Origin of the sequence: Marivirga salinae (assembly GCF_030503855.1) — a bacterium.
In the GTDB taxonomy this organism is placed as follows: Bacteria; Bacteroidota; Bacteroidia; order Cytophagales; family Cyclobacteriaceae; genus Marivirga; species Marivirga salinarum.
Map to the genome: position 1 here is coordinate 4,097,574 of NZ_CP129971.1, position 15,879 is coordinate 4,113,452.

Consider the following 15,879-nt stretch of genomic DNA (forward strand, 5'->3'; position numbering starts at 1 on the left):
CTATAACCAAGAGCAAAAGAAGTTAACAGCAGCAAACTTGGAATTAAAATAAAATTGGTTGCTATTTCAACTCCAATAATAAAAACTGAAAAAATAATTGCGTAAATAATTCCCGCTAAATTTAAACTTGTAGATACTTGTAGTCTTTCATTTTTAATAACTCCTTTAAATTTTACAATTAGTACTCTTTGAAAAAAATCATAGCCAGGAATTAATTCAAATTCATTATTCCCCTTAAACTCACCCCAAAAAAAAATCAGCTTTACCAGGCCTTAAATTCATCTTACGATACTTGATATATTTTCTTAAATCAGTTCTGAATTTTTTTTGATCTGAAATATCGAATTGGTATTTCTTCATTTTCGTCAACTATGAATTCTAAAAACAATACTTAATTTAATCCAATGGTACCAACAAAACGGGGATTTTAGATTCCTTTATAATCTCTTCAGAGGTGCTTCCCATAAATGCTTTATAAAGAAAATTATGATCATGATGACCAGTTATGATAAGATCTGAATTGAGTTTTTTCGCTTCCTCTAACAGCATTTCTACAGTAGCCCCCTGCACCAATAAGCCTTCTGCTCTAACACCCTTAGCTTCCAATTGTTGAGCATAGTCCTGCAATAATTTATGTTCAGCTCGCAAATCATCTGCTCTGGTATCTCTTATGTACTGCGGTCCTACATCATAGCCCACAAAATCAGGATCGGGAGCTGCTATATGCACCAGCCATATTTTAGCATCAAAAGCTTTAGCAAATTCATAAGCTTTATCCATTAAAAAATCTTCCTGCTCATTAAAATCTAAAGAAACCAATATATTTTTCATACTCCAATATCTTTTAAACACTCTACTGGAAACATACGATTTCTAATATAAAAAGATAATATTTAGCTTTCAATCCTTTATTAGAGTTATGCCAAGTGATCCATATTCCTGATCTGGGCTATCAGTATAAATTTCATATGTATATTTTCCGTTTTTCAAAGGAGTTTCCCCAACATAGTCGATTGGCTGCAATTTCAAAGTATTTCCATTAATCTCTAATTCAACATAAGCATAACGATATGCTTTCTCAAATACTTTATATTCTGAGTACTCACCAGAATCTAAAGCCCCAAAACGAACATTACCAGTAGTTGTGTTTATGACTATATTTTTATAATCAAAGTTACTAGTATTAGCTAACCTTATATTCACAGCAGATGGATCAATCTCAGCTTCGGTACAGCTAAAAAGTAAGGCAATAAGAGCGAGTATAATTATTGATTTTTTCATACCTAAAAGACACTTATTTCAATTTTATGGTTGCAAAATATTATATTTTGATAAGGTCATAACATCAAATTTTAAACAAAAAAAGCCAGTTTAAACTGGCTTTTTTCTATTGTCTATGTTTGTGCTATTAGCTAAATACGGTCTGACCTGCGGTGCTGATCTCATCCTACATCCAACACCCCACATCCAACATTCATTGCAGAAGTAAGAATTCGGTACTAATTAAAGTACAAACACAGCATATACTATTTCCCCCTTTGGGGGCTAGCTAACCCACTCCTTCACATCATCTGGGCTTACACTTGGGATATCAAGCTTCATTTTCTTTTTCAAGCCTGAAATCTGATGGTGCAATTTGGTATGCTTTGTGTCTTTTAGTTCTTCTACCGTTCTTATGCCTGCTTCCATTACTACCGGAGCCCATTCTTTAGGCACTCCTGCTGCTACAAAATCGGCTTCTGTGGCTACTTTTGCTTTCTTCTCTGGCTTCATTTGTGGGAAGAACAAGACATCTTGTATAGAATTGCTATTAGTCATGATCATACTTAAACGATCAATTCCTATACCTAAACCTGCTGTTGGTGGCATTCCATATTCCAGAGCTCGTAAGAAATCTTCATCCAATACCATGGCTTCATCATCTCCTCTTTTACCTAATTCCAACTGCTCTTCAAATCGTTGACGTTGATCAATCGGGTCGTTCAACTCAGAGAATGCATTACAGATTTCTTTTCCGTTGCATATAGCCTCAAATCTTTCAACCAAGCCTTCTTTGGTTGGATGCTTTTTCGCTAATGGAGACATTTCAATCGGGTAATCTGTGATGAAAGTTGGCTGAATCAATTGTGCTTCACATTTCTCCCCAAAAATTTCATCAATCAATTTCCCTTTCCCCATAGAATCATCTACAGGAACGTGCAGTTTTTCAGCAGTCTTTCTCAACTCCTCCTCATTCATTTCTGAAATATCGATACCGGTAAAATGCTCGATGGCTTCATACATGGTATAACGTTTCCAAGGTCTTTGGAAATTAATGATATTCTCCCCTACTTTTACTTCTGTGGTTCCGTGAATATCCATGGCTACTTTTTCTACCATTTCTTCCACCAAATTCATCATCCACTGATAATCTTTGTAGGCAACATATAATTCCACCTGCGTAAATTCCGGATTATGGAATCTTGACATACCTTCATTTCTGAAATCTTTGGCGAATTCAAAAACTCCATCATAACCACCCACAATTAATCTTTTCAGATACAATTCATTTGCAATCCTTAGATATAAGGTCATATCCAAGGTATTGTGATGCGTTTTAAAAGGACGAGCTGCAGCACCACCATAAAGCGGCTGTAAGATTGGCGTTTCTACTTCCAAATAGCCTTTATCGCCTAAGAAAGTACGCATAGAATTCACTAATTGAGTTCTCTTCCTAAAAGTTTCGCGCACACTAGGATTCACAATCATATCCACATAACGCTGACGATACCTTTGTTCAGAATCTGTAAAAGCATCATATCTTTTTACATTTCCTTGCTCATCAGTAGTTTCTTTAGTGATCGGTAAAGGACGAAGGGATTTTGTTAGAACCGTAAGTTCTTTCACATGAATTGAAATCTCCCCTACTTGAGTGGTAAATACATATCCTTTAATTCCGATGATATCACCGATATCCAATAATTTCTTAAAGACAGTATTATAAAGTGTTTTATCTTCATCCGGGCAAATTTCATCTCTACTAATATAGATTTGAATTCTTCCGGTGCTGTCTTGTATTTCCGCGAAAGAAGCTTTTCCCATGATCCTTTTGCTCATAAGACGACCAGCAATACTGATATTTTTATAGTTCAGCTTATCGCTGTTATAATTTTTCTTAATGTCCTTAGCGGAAGCATTAATTTCAAATGACTCTGCTGGATAAGGATTAATCCCCAGTTTCGTTAGTTCTTCCCTGCTTTTTCTTCTTTCTATTTCCTGTTCGCTTAAATGCATCATTTTTTGCTAAAATTTGTAATATCTGTACAAAGTATTGGGTACAAAATGCAAAGATATAGTAACTCTATTTAAATTAGATGTTTCTGACTAATAATCTACTAAATGTCTTTTTAAGATGATTAATGGTAGCTGAAATATTTTGCCTATTGTCAACTGTCTTTTGTTTATTTTTGTTGACTAAGGGCTATTTCCGGTCTGACCTTCGGTACTGACCTAAGTACAATCTTCCTATACCCTTCAACTTGTCAACATGCTAACTTGAAAACTTGACAACCTAAATCAACTCTTCTTCCTCTCTTCCTTTCTCCTCTGAATTTCTTCTTTAATCAATGAAAACTCACGACTACTTTGTCCGGCTACTGCAGTATTTTCCTCAGCTCTTCTAAATAAATATGGCATTACAGATTTTACGGGCCCATAAGGTACATATTTAGCTACGTTATAACCCTTATCTACCAGGTTAAATGAAATATTATCACTCATACCATAAAGTTGAGCAAAATGTACTCTCTCATCATTAGGCTTAATACTATGTTTGTCCATCATATAGGCTAAGAAATAATTGCTATACTGGTTATGCGTTCCATTGAAGACAAATATTTTTTCCAAATTTTCAACACAGTATTCTAAAGCTGAATTATAGTCAATATCTGTTCTTTCTTTTGATATCTGTATAGGATTTGGATACCCCATTTCTTCAGCTCTTTCTGTTTCTTTTTCCATATATGCGCCCCTTACTAATTTGGCTCCTATGTAATATTCCTTTTCTATTGCTCTCTTATGGGCTTTTTTAAGGTTTTCATACATATCTGCTCGATACATTTGATAAGTGTTATAAACAATGGCTGTTTCTTTGTTATACTTTTCCATCATTTGATAAACTATCTCATCAATGGGATCTTGTAACCAGCTTTCTTCGGCATCAATCAATATTCTAACGTTCTTCTCGTAAGCTGCTTTACATATTTTTTCTATCCTTTCTTTATTTCTTTCATGGATAGCTTTCTCTTTCTCAGTAAGCTCTTTACCTGCCTGAATTTTCGTAAAAATTTTCCCAAGCGCTATACCAGAAGGCTTAAATACGCAGAATGGTAAATTATCATCGTCAGCTGCACGATCTATAGTCCTTAGGACTTCATTCATTGTTTTGTCAAATCCCTTCTCGTTTTTAGCACCTTCCACAGAATAATCCAGTATGGTGCCAATACCATGAGAAGCTAACTCATCAATTGTTCCTTGACTATCTTTAATAGATACCCCTCCACAAAATTGATCATATACTGTCCAGTAAATGATTTTGCTTATTGGCAAATGCAATGCAAAGCCTAATTTCACAAAAAATTTACCAATTGCTACTAACCATCCTTTACCCATCAGAGTGAAAAGCCAATACGCTTTTCTTAATTGTTTATCTGACTTACTAGTAAATGCAATGGATACATCGTCAAAAATCGGGTTTGTAGTTACTTCCATAAAATTAATTTAAGTCCGCAAATATAAGGAAAACGAAGTCACTTGCTTTTTGTTAAATTGATTAACTTGCAACTTTTTATAAATTATTTATGAAGATTAAAAATTGGTATTCAGGCGGTAAACCTTGGGTGATAGCTGGCCCCTGCAGTGCGGAAACAGAAGAACAACTTCTTGAAACCGTTGAGCAGTTGGTTAAAAATGGGTTTACTACCATCAGAGCAGGCGTATGGAAGCCAAGAACCCGTCCAAATAGCTTTGAGGGCGTGGGGAAAATTGCTTTCCCATGGATTAAAAAAGCTAAATCTCTCCATCCTCAAATTGAATTTGCAATTGAAGTTGCCTCTGCTGAGCATGTGGAATTAGCCTTAAAAAATGATATTGATATTTTATGGGTTGGCGCTCGTACTACTGTCAACCCTTTTAATGTACAAGAAATAGCTGAGGCTGTTCGAGGTGTAAAAGATAAACCCATTTTAGTAAAAAATCCCATTAATCCGGATTTGGCACTTTGGATGGGAGCGCTAGAAAGATTTGATGCGGTGGGAATCGAAAAGCTCGGAGCAATCCACAGAGGATTTTCTACTTATCAGGAAAGTATTTACAGGAATATTCCGCTTTGGCAGATCCCAATTGAATTAAAATCTCGATACCCGGAGTTGCTTTTAATTAATGACCCAAGTCATATTGCCGGTAAAAGAGATTTACTATTTGAAATAGCTCAAAAAGCTATGGATTTGCAGTATGATGGGTTAATCATCGAATCCCATCGCTCCCCAGATGATGCTTGGAGTGATGCTGCTCAGCAACTGACCCCTAATGCTTTGAAGGAAATGCTAAGCCACATTAAAATAAGAGAGAAAAGCTTTCCAAATAAGGATTTTAAGAATGAATTGGAAGGCATAAGAGATCAAATAGATGAAACTGATAAAGAATTATTGGAGGTTTTATCGAGAAGATTGGAGTTGGTAAAAAAAGTAGGGCAATATAAAAAAGATAAAAATGTTGCTATATTTCAGTTGGAACGTTGGAATAAAATAATAGAAAACCGTCCTTTATGGGGCAAAAAGCTGAATTTGGATGCTGATTTTGTGAAATCCATTTATCAGGATATCCATGACGAATCCATCAGAATTCAAACTGACATTTATAATAATGAAGAATAAAAAGAAAGTTTATACACTTGGACCAAAAGGCTCTTTCCACCACCTAGCATGCGTTGAATATTTAGGAGGGCAACAAGAAATTGAGTTTTGTGAAAGTTTTGCTGGAGTTTTTGAAGCCGTTAGAGCAGGTCATTTGGGCTGGATTGCATTATACAACAGCTTGGCTGGCATAGTAGAGAATCACGAGGCTGAAATTGAAAAGAATTTCACATTGCTGGATGAAATGGATTATGAAGTTAAATTATGTATTTGTGCTGCACCTAAGACTAAATTGAATGATTTAACTAAACTCTTTTCCCACGAAAAAGCCTTTGGGGAAAGCAAAAGGTTTATTTCTGAAAAATTACCAAAAACTGAATTAATCAAATGCTCTAGCACTTCTCATGCCGCTCAGAAAGTAGCTCAGGAAAAAGAGAAAAATTCAGCTGCAATTTGCCATTCCGAAACTGCCAAGTTTTATGGATTGGATATTTTAGCTAATATTCCGAACAAGAGGAAAAATGAAACTAGTTTTGGCCTATTTGCGGGCTGATTTAATTAATTATTAGAGAGAAATTATCTTTAACTAAAAGACCTCCATTAATTTAAAAAATAATAGAGGTCTTCATTTTGTTTCAGGTTCAGTAGTTTCATTCTACTTATTCGAGTGAAAACCAATGGTATTGCCTTCAGTGTCCATACAGATACTTACAAATCCGTGTTCCCCAATTTGTTCCTTTTTTTGCAGTATTTTTCCTCCAGCACTTTCTACTCTGGATGCTTCTGTTCCACAGTCTTCACTAGTGAAGTATACTAATGTACCGCCAGTTCCTGGTTTCATCTCCTTAGTTTTACAAAGTGCTCCACTGATATTGGCACCACCTTCCGCCCAAGGAAAACTGACCATTTCTAAATCTCCAAATCCTCCAGGTGTTTGCATTGGGATCATTTTGATTTGCAATACTTCTTCGTAGAACTTCTGAGCCCTGCTCATATCTTCTACATAAATTTCTACCCAAGTGAAAGGGTTCTTTGATTGAGTTGCCATGATTCAATTTATTTAAGGTGTAATTTAGATTTCAAAAATGATCAAACTATAAACTCTAAGCATATAATAGCACATTCTTACTTACCTTAATTAAAGTTAGCAAAAAGAGATAATATTTCAATCTCTTTTGTTTTCATAAAAATAAATACCTTTTAAGTAATTTGATCTCTTCTCCTTGATAGGTGTTATTTTAGTTCAATGCCATTGCCAGCATCCCAAGGCTCATTATAATCATAAGTCCATCTTCTATGATGGTTACAGTACTCATTGGCAAATTGAATACATCTCCTAAGCAAGCACACTTAATAGTTTTCTTATTCAACACAGTTTGTAAAACCCCTATTATACTTACCGACATTACCACAAAAGTCACACTATTTATAATAATTGGACTGAAATTAACCAAGAATGCAATTCCTAATATTAATTCCGTAAAAGCATAGATATAACCCCATAATGGGAATTTTCTAGCGATGATGTCGTACATCAAATAACTGTCTTTAAAGCCTTTTAAGTTTAACATCTTGAAAAACGAAAAAGTCAGAAAGAAGCCCGCCATAAAATGTCTCATCCATCTTGATAGGTCTATACTTTCAGCTATCAGTTCCAAAAGGGCAGTTACCGAAAAAATGTATAAAAAGATAAGCAAAACAGGCTTATAAGTATTAAACCAGGACTTGCTTTGTTCAATTACTTCATTATGGTCGATAGCAGAAATTTGGTACTTCTTGTCCAATGCATTCTGAAAAACGGACAAGTCAATATGCTTTGCCATTGTGACGGTAGCGGAATTATTATCTTTTGAGACTTCAACTGCTGATACGTTATTAACATTCTTTAAAGCAGATTTCACTTTGGTTTCACAGCTTCCGCATGTCATTCCAGTAATTTGATATGTGTGTGTCATGTTTTTTGTTTTATTTTCTAAAGCAAAATTGACAACAAATCAAGTATGAAATGTTACGCTATTTTGGGAGTAATTTGTAAGATTTACAAATCTTCTAGCGGTTTGCGTTTAATGGTGCGTAGATTTTTGAAGTGGCTGGGTGTGAGCCCTGTTACTTTTTTAAACTGATTGCTTAAATAAGCCACACTTGAATAGTTAAGTTGAAAGGCAATTTCACTCAAAGTAAGTTCATCATACACCAAAAGCTCTTTTACCTTCTCAATTTTTTGAAGAATATAATATTTCTCAATGGTTATTCCCTCTACCTCTGAAAATAAATTACTCAAGGAACTGTAATCTTGACTTAATTCCACAGACAAATACTCTGAAAGCGTAACTTTAAGAACACTGTTTTTATTCTGAACCAAATCAGTAATTAAGTTTTTTACCTTTTCAATGGTTTTGGTCTTTTTGTTATCCAATAAATCAAAACCTAATGCTTGGAGTTCCAGTTTGAGTTGCTCTTTAACTGTAGAAATATCATCCTCCTGTAGTTCAATTTCTCCCAATTCTATTTGAACAGGGTGAAGTCCTAATTTTTCTAGGGTTGATTTCACCACCATTTTGCAGCGGTTGCATACCATGTTTTTAATATATATCGTCATTTTTCAATTCATTAAATTCATATTTAAGGTCAGAACCATAAGCTTTTCAAAATACATCACTCTTCTCTAAATTCCAGTATATCACCTGGTTGACAATCTAAAGCATTGCAAATAGCTTCCAGAGTACTGAACCGAACCGCTTTAGCTTTACCTGTTTTTAGTATGGAAAGATTGGATAAGGTTATGTCCACTTTTTCAGAAAGTTCATTAAGCGACATTTTACGTTTGGCCATCATTACATCTACATTAACAATTATTGGCATATTTCAGACGGTTAATTCATTTTCAGATTGGATTTCAATTCCTCTGTTAAATACTTGAGAAATAACAAATAGGATAGCTGCCATTAATAAGAATTCTGATGCACCATTACCGTATGAAAAGCTTTCAACTCCTACAGGCTTTTTAATCAACCATTTCACATATCCACTAGTTATAACAGATAGAATACCTATACTTAAAGCTGTATAACTTGTACTTGCTATCCTTTTAGCTACTTCTGCACTAAAAGGATTGTTTAAGTTTATCTTAGAAAATATTTTTATTACATCATAAAAAAGATAAGCCTTAAGTACCCATATCGAAACTACCAATGAAAGTAAGCCCACATAATACCCGAGGTGATAGCTATAAAGTTGAGATAAATTCAAGCCCAGATATAAGTCATGCGACACAATTGGCTTGAAAAGACTATAAATAAAAGTGAATAAAAGGGATCCTGCTTTAATACAGAGCCCTAAAAATATTACCCAAGTTAGCACCCGCAATACGTTTAAAATAGAGTTAGTTTTAGATTTCATCGTTCAATAATTTTAGATTCATGAACAAATATTAATAAATAATTATTGATAAACAATAAATAATATGCTTTTATCAAAAAATACTTTCTTTATGATTCAAAACTTTGATCATTTATAATGATAGGATATCAGTTTAACTGGAAAATCTTCCGTTACTTTTATCAATTGAAAAAGCCCCTCTTTATCAGGATTTCCATTTAGAGCATATGCTCCAACTGGGTATTTAAGTTTTTGTATATCTAGCTGGGTTGTATTAGTGGAGTGAACAGCCCTGGATAAGGCAAGTGCGGAGATTTAAAGCCAAATTTTTGTCCGCCAGACAGAAGCTCCTTAGTATAAAACCTTCATATTTAAACGATCAACTCGCATTTGCTTTAGTTGATGTCGTGCATAGTGTATTTTTATTTCTCAATTACTATCATTCGATAATCAGTTTCAGATTTATGTCCACTTTCACTGTCTTCAAATATGTATTTAAACTCTTTATCTGATAATCGTTTATGTTTTCTTTCTATGTCAATGGCTTTATTGAGAGTTTGAACTTTATCACCCGTGTCCTGAATGCAAACTAACAAAAGACTTCCCTTTCTCATATCCGAAACAATTTTCTTAATCAGTCCAATTTCTTTTTCTTTGTCCTTCTTCGTGAAATGAAACATACTGTCCAATAGAACAAAGTCAAACTCACTAAAACGGTCAAAAGCGTAAATATCTCTGACATGTCCGACCAAATCCAAATTTTCACTGTGCCCGATTTCATTCATTTGGTCGATACCGACTTTAGAGTTGTCAATTCCTGTCACAGGGTAACCAAGTCGTGCCAAAGCAATTGCATCTCTTCCTTGTCCGCATCCTAAGTCAAGTACTTTCCCATTCATTGGGAATTCAGCAAAAAACGCAATCAATTCGGGGGAAGGTTCTCCGAATAAATTTTGAGTCTGATAGTATTTGTCATAGGTAACTGTCATTGGTTTTATTCAAATTAAAATCAACATTTGAACACATGCACCTAAAAGTACATGTATTCAATTTACACACCAATCTACTGATTATCTAAATACTTTCTCTTTCAAAAAGGAGGCTTAGAGTAAACTCACAAATTAAATTATGATTCCATAATCTTCTTCAATTCCTGTAGACCATACTCGAGATCAGCACCCAACATTTCCTCAAAATCCATCACTACCAACATCAAATTCATAGGATAAGACATTGAACCATTAAAGCCCCAAGTTACTTTGGTTTGATTGTCTCCTACTGCTTCGAGTTTTAAATAAGCTTTATCATTGGCTTCGAATGGTTCTTTAAATCTTAGTGCATAATCAATTCGGTCTTTATCAATTGATAAGATTTCCTGCTCTCCTACCCCCACATTTTCATTCTCACTTTCCCAAGCAGCAACAAAGCCAACCGTTCCATCAACTCCTGTATAAGTATTTTTCATATCAGGATCCATGGTTGCCCATTTGCTATATTGATCTTGATTCTTTAAATATTTGACATAATCAAATACTTCCTGATGCGATGCATTGATAGTAGTCTCTCTAGAAACTTCATATTCTTTGTCAGCCACAGCAGCTACAATCAATGCCAAAACAATAATCCCCAGGATGGCTAATCCAATAATTTTCAAAACCTTCATAGTTCAACAGTTTAAAAAGTGTTATCTAAAATAAAAATAATATTTGAACGGCTAGAAAATATCGGACTAATAAAAATACTTATGAAATGGTATGTTTAGGAATATAGAAATACAAAATAGTGCTAGAATACCTTTGAAATCACTTTTTTTATACGATATTCTGTTATACAAGCTTAAACCAAATAATAAAAGCTAACGAACGTTAGATAAGTTCATTTTTACGATTTTTTTAAAATATTTTAGAATTTTATTTTGTTTTAAAAAATCAGCACTATACATTTGGAACATGATACACACACAAGGACGATTTTATTTTTACTTTTATTTTATCCCGCTCAGGCGAGTCGGTCCTTGTTATGCTATGTAATTACTAAACTAAAACATACTTCAAGCCCGGTTCGCAAGAGTCGGGCTTTTTTTTGTCTAAAATTTAAAAAAACAGAAAAATGAATACATTGAAAATGAAAGATTGGGGACTGGGTCTCGGAAAACATGTAGTCATCGCTGGGCCTTGCTCGGTAGAAACAGAAAAGCAAATTGATGACCTTTGCAACAGCTTTGAGCGCGAACCTCAAATCGGCATGTTCCGAGGAGGCGTTTGGAAACCACGTACACGCCCAGGAAATTTCGAAGGTTTAGGAGAAGAAGCTTTGCCTTGGCTCCAAAAAGTAAAAAGTAGATTACAAATTCCCGTTTGTGTGGAAGTGGCAAACACCAACCATGTGGAAGCTGCTTTAAAGCATGATATTGATGTGTTATGGATTGGAGCTAGAACTACAGTAAATCCATTCTCAGTGCAAGAAATTGCGGATTCATTGAGAGGAGTGGATATTCCCGTAATGGTAAAAAACCCAATTAATCCTGATTTAGCTTTATGGGTTGGGGCTTTGGAAAGAATGTATGATGTAGGCATCAATAAATTAGCGGCCATCCACAGAGGCTTTGCTGATCCTTATGATAAAATCTACAGAAATAAGCCAAATTGGAATTTGGCAATGCAATTGAAACTGGAATTACCTGAAATTGAAATTATTAATGACCCTAGCCACATAGCTGGAAAATCAGAAATGGTGCAAGCGGTAGCACAACGAGCTCTTAATTTCGGAATGGATGGATTGATGATAGAAACTCATCCAAATCCCGCTGAAGCTTGGTCTGATGCTCGTCAACAGTTAAATCCTGAGCAGCTATTGACTTTACTGAAAGAAATCTCTTTCCGTGAACGCATCGATTTTGAAAATCAAATTCCTGAAAATTTGAAAGAAATGCGTGATTCAATCGATCATATTGATCAAAAACTAATAGATTTACTTTCTGATCGCTTCCATTTGATAGACAAAGTGGGTGCTTATAAAAAAGCCCATGAATTATCAGTTTACCAAGGAGGAAGATGGAAAGATGTATTGGAAAGCAGAGTTAAATTGGGCACAGAAAAAGATATGAGCGAAAAATTTATGAAAAATTTGCTAATAGCCATACATGACGAATCCATCAAAAGACAGGAAAAGCAAATTGCCAACAAGGATGTTGAACCTTTAACCATTATATGAGCAAAGTATATTTTAAGGATTTAAGTTATATAAAAGAGCTATTAGCCTCTGTTGAGCACTCACAGTTATTCATTTTAGCGGATGAAAATAGCAAAGGACATTGCTATCCGCTGATTAAAGATTATTTGGAGTATCATCAAGTTATAGAAATTAGTTCTGGTGAAAAACACAAAACATTAGATAGCTGCAATTTGATTTGGAATGCATTAACTAATGCCACTGCAGACCGAAAAGCGCTTTTGATAAATTTAGGTGGTGGAGTGATTACTGATATGGGTGGGTTTTGTGCCGGAACTTATAAACGCGGTATTCGATTTATTAATATTCCTACAACATTGCTCTCCCAAGTTGATGCAAGTGTAGGTGCCAAAACAGGCATCGATTTTAATGGATATAAAAACCATATCGGACTATTTTGTGAAGCCGAAGCTGTATTGGTCAATCCCACTTTTCATCAAACTTTGCCACAAGAACAGTTGGTATCAGGATATGCTGAAATGTTAAAGCATGGTTTGATTGCAGATCAAAAACACTGGCAGGATTGTCTTGAAAATGGATATGGAAAGTTTAGCAATGAATTGATTCAGCAATCAGTCAAAATAAAAGAGAAAGTAGTGGAAGCCGATCCTACAGAAAAAGGATTGCGAAAGATCTTGAATTTTGGACATACAATCGGACATGCAATTGAAACTCATTTATTAAATACTGAAAATGAATTATTACATGGGGAAGCAATTGGTTTAGGAATGATTGCAGAAGCTTTTATTAGTAGATCAAAAGGATTACTAAGTGATCAAGAGTATCAGATTATAATAAAAGAATTAGGAAGAATTTATAATAGCTCAAAAATAGAAAAAGCCTCTTATGTGGAGATAAAAAGGCTTTGTAAACAAGATAAAAAGAATCAAAATGGTGAACTCAACATGAGCTTACTTAAAAATATTGGTCAAGCAGTCTATGATATTCCTGTTGAAGAGGAACTCATAGACGAGGCTTTAAACGTAATATTATAATTTCATTTTATTACGGAAATTTTTAGCACTATGAATGGCCGAATCACTTAATTCGTTTATCCAATCTGAATCTAAACCATCTTCAGTATGTCTTTTAATATTTTGCAATCGATCGGCTACAGTTCTTGTAACTTTTTTACCATTTTTACTGCTCAAAAAAGCTCCCGCTGCTACAACTGTGGCAGCTCCAGCTAAAAATGAAAAAATTGATTTACTTGTGGTACTCATTTTATTTATAATTTAAGGTGATAACTTATTAGAACTTCAACGCTTAACTTATAAAAACAGTTTAACCTAATAAAAAATATTTTGAATTATTTTATAAATCAATATAAAATTTCTACCAACCAAGAAATTTGTTCTATCAAACTACCTAGCTCAAAAAGTGAATCAAATCGCTTATTGATTATGAATGCTCTTTCTGATGGGAAAATTGCTATTGACAACTTATCAAGTGCAAGAGATACCCAAACTTTAATCAGGCTATTAAAAAATGAAAAAGAGCTGGATAAATTTGATGTCTTAGATGCTGGTACTGCTATGCGTTTTCTCACAGCTTATTTTGGAGTAGCTACCAAAAAAGAAGTTGTTTTGACGGGGACTGATCGCATGCAAAAGCGTCCAATAGGAATTCTTGTGAATGCTTTAAAATCAATTGGGGCTGAAATCAGTTATGAAAATGAAGAAGGATATCCACCCCTAAGAATAAAGCCTTTTCAAAAACAAATCAGCTCCGAGATATCCATTCCAGGTAATATCAGTAGCCAATATATCTCAGCTTTATTAATGATCGCACCTTCCCTACCTCAAGGACTAGAAATCAATATTGAACCACCTGTTTTTAGTAAGCCCTATATCGATATGACCTTAGGCTTAATGCAATTGTCTGGAATCCAATTTGCTCAAAATGATGACGAGATAATCATTAAGCCTCAAAGCTATCAGAAAAGTACACAAAGTGTGGAATCAGATTGGTCAGCCTCTAGCTATTGGTTTTCTATTATTGCACAATCGGAAATTGGCAAAAAGGTGCTTTTGAAGGGATTAAAATCCAAGAGTTTCCAAGGAGATAATGTCATTAAAGAAATATCAGCAAATTTTGGTGTAAGTTATAAATTTGAAAAGACTGGTCTACTGTTGGAGAAAATAAGTCCCTCTGAAAATAGTCTGTTACAGTTAGACTTTAAAAAATGTCCTGATTTAGCTCAGACCGTTTTGCCTTGTGCTGCAGCTCTAAAAATTGATTTGGAAATGACAGGCTTGGAGAGCTTAAGAATTAAGGAAACAGACAGGATTTCGGCTTTGCAAAATGAATTATCTAAATTCAATTGTAAACTTACAGAACCTGAAAAAGGAATTTGGAAATTAGACAGCTCAAATTTCACACCAAAAGAAGGAATTGAAATTGAAACTTATGAAGACCATAGAATGGCAATGGGATTTGCACCTTTAGCCTTAAAAACCGGAATCCAAATCAAAGAAATTGAGGTAGTGAATAAATCCTATCCAAGCTTTTGGAAGGATTTAGAATCATTCGGTTTTGAGTTGATCGAGCAATGAGTTGAAATACTCAGGAGCTTTTAACATTCTGCTACCATACCAGCTGAACATTTCGCCATCAACTATAATAAAGTTGGCTTTAGGAAATTCTGCTTTTAGTTCTTCAATATGTTTTTCTTGAAATGGGAAAGGCTCAGAAGATAGGAATATATAATCAGGATTATCTTTAACAATTTCACTTATTCCAATTTCAGGGTATCGATTTTCTGTAATTATATTTTTAAAGCCAGAGTAAGCTAGCATTTTGGAAATAAAAGTATCATTCCCAGCCCACATCCAAGGGCTTTTCCAAATGCAATAGGCTATTTTGATATTCGAATTAGGTTTCTTTATTGAATCAAATTTCTGTCGTATATTTTGATTGATTTCCTTAGTTTTTTCAGACATTCCTGTCAACTCCCCAATATCATTCATCATTTCTAAAGCAGTATCAAAACCATTGACATCAGATACATATACAGGACAGATTTTTGACAACTTTTCTACATAATGCTTTACATTTTCCTCTTTACTTGCAATGATCAAATCAGGCTTTAAATCTTTAATTTTATCTAAATGCTGTTGTTTAGTTCCTCCAATAATTTCTTTCTCTTCTCTCCAATTAGATGGGTGAACACAAAATTTAGTAATGCCTACAACCTCCTTTTCCAAACCTAAATCATATAAATACTCCGTAATGGAAGGAACTAAACTTATTATTCTTTTAGGGTAAGAATCAAATTCTATCAGATTACTGATTTGGTCTTTTAATTCAGGCATAATTTAAAAATGAATAAAATTTTGGTCATAAAAAAAGCTTCATCTTTCTGGACGAAGCTTTGTAA

The 15,879-nt window shown here is 34.3% G+C and carries 18 protein-coding genes; 5 read left to right on the top strand and 13 right to left on the bottom strand.

Features of this window, described 5'->3' with window-relative positions; all coding sequences use genetic code 11:
- Positions 1 to 396 precede the first annotated feature (396 nt).
- The 4 genes from QYS49_RS17190 to QYS49_RS17205 all read right to left on the bottom strand — a co-directional run bounded on the left by QYS49_RS17190 (position 397) and on the right by QYS49_RS17205 (position 4,749).
- Positions 397 to 831, bottom strand: a complete 435-nt coding sequence (locus tag QYS49_RS17190; protein WP_308349099.1) for a universal stress protein — start codon at positions 829 to 831, stop codon at positions 397 to 399.
- A gap of 69 nt (positions 832 to 900) precedes the next feature.
- Complete coding sequence (locus QYS49_RS17195) at positions 901 to 1,281, bottom strand: hypothetical protein (RefSeq protein ID WP_308349102.1); 381 nt, start codon at positions 1,279 to 1,281, stop codon at positions 901 to 903.
- 264 nt (positions 1,282 to 1,545) lie between these two features.
- Positions 1,546 to 3,273 (bottom strand): lysine--tRNA ligase, encoded by a 1,728-nt coding sequence (gene lysS / locus QYS49_RS17200; protein ID WP_308351594.1) that lies wholly within the window; start codon positions 3,271 to 3,273, stop codon positions 1,546 to 1,548.
- A 282-nt stretch (positions 3,274 to 3,555) separates the two neighbouring features.
- Complete coding sequence (locus QYS49_RS17205; protein WP_308349104.1) at positions 3,556 to 4,749, bottom strand: proline dehydrogenase family protein; 1,194 nt, start codon at positions 4,747 to 4,749, stop codon at positions 3,556 to 3,558.
- Between the two features lie 89 nt (positions 4,750 to 4,838).
- On the opposite strand from QYS49_RS17205, the gene QYS49_RS17210 reads away from it, so the two are divergent.
- Complete coding sequence (locus tag QYS49_RS17210; RefSeq protein WP_308349105.1) at positions 4,839 to 5,912, top strand: chorismate mutase; 1,074 nt, start codon at positions 4,839 to 4,841, stop codon at positions 5,910 to 5,912.
- Positions 5,902 to 6,444 carry a prephenate dehydratase domain-containing protein gene (locus QYS49_RS17215; protein ID WP_308349107.1) on the top strand — a complete coding sequence of 181 codons (543 nt, stop codon included), beginning with the start codon at positions 5,902 to 5,904 and terminating at the stop codon, positions 6,442 to 6,444. Before QYS49_RS17210 ends, QYS49_RS17215 begins: the two co-directional genes overlap by 11 nt.
- 102 nt (positions 6,445 to 6,546) lie before the next feature.
- On the opposite strand, the gene QYS49_RS17220 is transcribed toward QYS49_RS17215, so the two are convergent.
- The 7 genes from QYS49_RS17220 to QYS49_RS17250 all read right to left on the bottom strand — a co-directional run bounded on the left by QYS49_RS17220 (position 6,547) and on the right by QYS49_RS17250 (position 10,932).
- Entirely contained in the window at positions 6,547 to 6,939 is a 393-nt protein-coding gene (locus QYS49_RS17220; protein WP_308349108.1) for a VOC family protein, read from the bottom strand.
- Between the two features lie 190 nt (positions 6,940 to 7,129).
- On the bottom strand, positions 7,130 to 7,846 hold the full coding sequence (locus tag QYS49_RS17225; protein ID WP_308349109.1) for a heavy-metal-associated domain-containing protein: 717 nt from the start codon (positions 7,844 to 7,846) through the stop codon (positions 7,130 to 7,132).
- An 83-nt stretch (positions 7,847 to 7,929) separates the two neighbouring features.
- Positions 7,930 to 8,490, bottom strand: a complete 561-nt coding sequence (locus QYS49_RS17230; RefSeq protein WP_308349111.1) for a helix-turn-helix domain-containing protein — start codon at positions 8,488 to 8,490, stop codon at positions 7,930 to 7,932.
- A 56-nt stretch (positions 8,491 to 8,546) separates the two neighbouring features.
- Entirely contained in the window at positions 8,547 to 8,753 is a 207-nt protein-coding gene (locus QYS49_RS17235; protein WP_308349113.1) for a helix-turn-helix domain-containing protein, read from the bottom strand.
- A gap of 3 nt (positions 8,754 to 8,756) precedes the next feature.
- Entirely contained in the window at positions 8,757 to 9,290 is a 534-nt protein-coding gene (locus tag QYS49_RS17240) for a DUF2975 domain-containing protein (RefSeq protein ID WP_308349114.1), read from the bottom strand.
- A gap of 401 nt (positions 9,291 to 9,691) precedes the next feature.
- Positions 9,692 to 10,258: a class I SAM-dependent methyltransferase gene (locus QYS49_RS17245; protein ID WP_308349116.1), complete on the bottom strand. Its 567-nt coding sequence runs from the start codon at positions 10,256 to 10,258 to the stop codon at positions 9,692 to 9,694.
- Positions 10,259 to 10,395: 137 nt separating this feature from the next.
- The gene (locus QYS49_RS17250; RefSeq protein WP_308349118.1) at positions 10,396 to 10,932 is read right to left on the bottom strand and encodes an SRPBCC family protein; all 537 of its coding nucleotides are present in this window, start codon (positions 10,930 to 10,932) and stop codon (positions 10,396 to 10,398) included.
- Positions 10,933 to 11,378: 446 nt separating this feature from the next.
- Between QYS49_RS17250 and QYS49_RS17255 the strand changes: the two genes are divergently transcribed.
- Together QYS49_RS17255 and aroB are read left to right on the top strand one after the other, a co-directional pair.
- On the top strand, positions 11,379 to 12,482 hold the full coding sequence (locus QYS49_RS17255) for a chorismate mutase (protein WP_308349120.1): 1,104 nt from the start codon (positions 11,379 to 11,381) through the stop codon (positions 12,480 to 12,482).
- Positions 12,479 to 13,495 carry a 3-dehydroquinate synthase gene (aroB, locus tag QYS49_RS17260; RefSeq protein WP_308349122.1) on the top strand — a complete coding sequence of 339 codons (1,017 nt, stop codon included), beginning with the start codon at positions 12,479 to 12,481 and terminating at the stop codon, positions 13,493 to 13,495. Before QYS49_RS17255 ends, aroB begins: the two co-directional genes overlap by 4 nt.
- On the opposite strand, the gene QYS49_RS17265 is transcribed toward aroB, so the two are convergent.
- Positions 13,490 to 13,723, bottom strand: a complete 234-nt coding sequence (locus QYS49_RS17265; RefSeq protein WP_308349124.1) for a hypothetical protein — start codon at positions 13,721 to 13,723, stop codon at positions 13,490 to 13,492. The two genes, aroB and QYS49_RS17265, sit on opposite strands and share 6 nt — an antisense overlap.
- Positions 13,724 to 13,804: 81 nt before the next feature.
- Between QYS49_RS17265 and QYS49_RS17270 the strand changes: the two genes are divergently transcribed.
- On the top strand, positions 13,805 to 15,055 hold the full coding sequence (locus QYS49_RS17270; protein ID WP_308349126.1) for a 3-phosphoshikimate 1-carboxyvinyltransferase: 1,251 nt from the start codon (positions 13,805 to 13,807) through the stop codon (positions 15,053 to 15,055).
- Here the strand turns inward: QYS49_RS17270 and QYS49_RS17275 are convergent.
- Positions 15,026 to 15,814, bottom strand: coding sequence for an ABC transporter substrate-binding protein (locus QYS49_RS17275; RefSeq protein ID WP_308349129.1), 789 nt, complete (start codon positions 15,812 to 15,814; stop codon positions 15,026 to 15,028). The two genes, QYS49_RS17270 and QYS49_RS17275, sit on opposite strands and share 30 nt — an antisense overlap.
- Positions 15,815 to 15,879 lie beyond the last annotated feature (65 nt).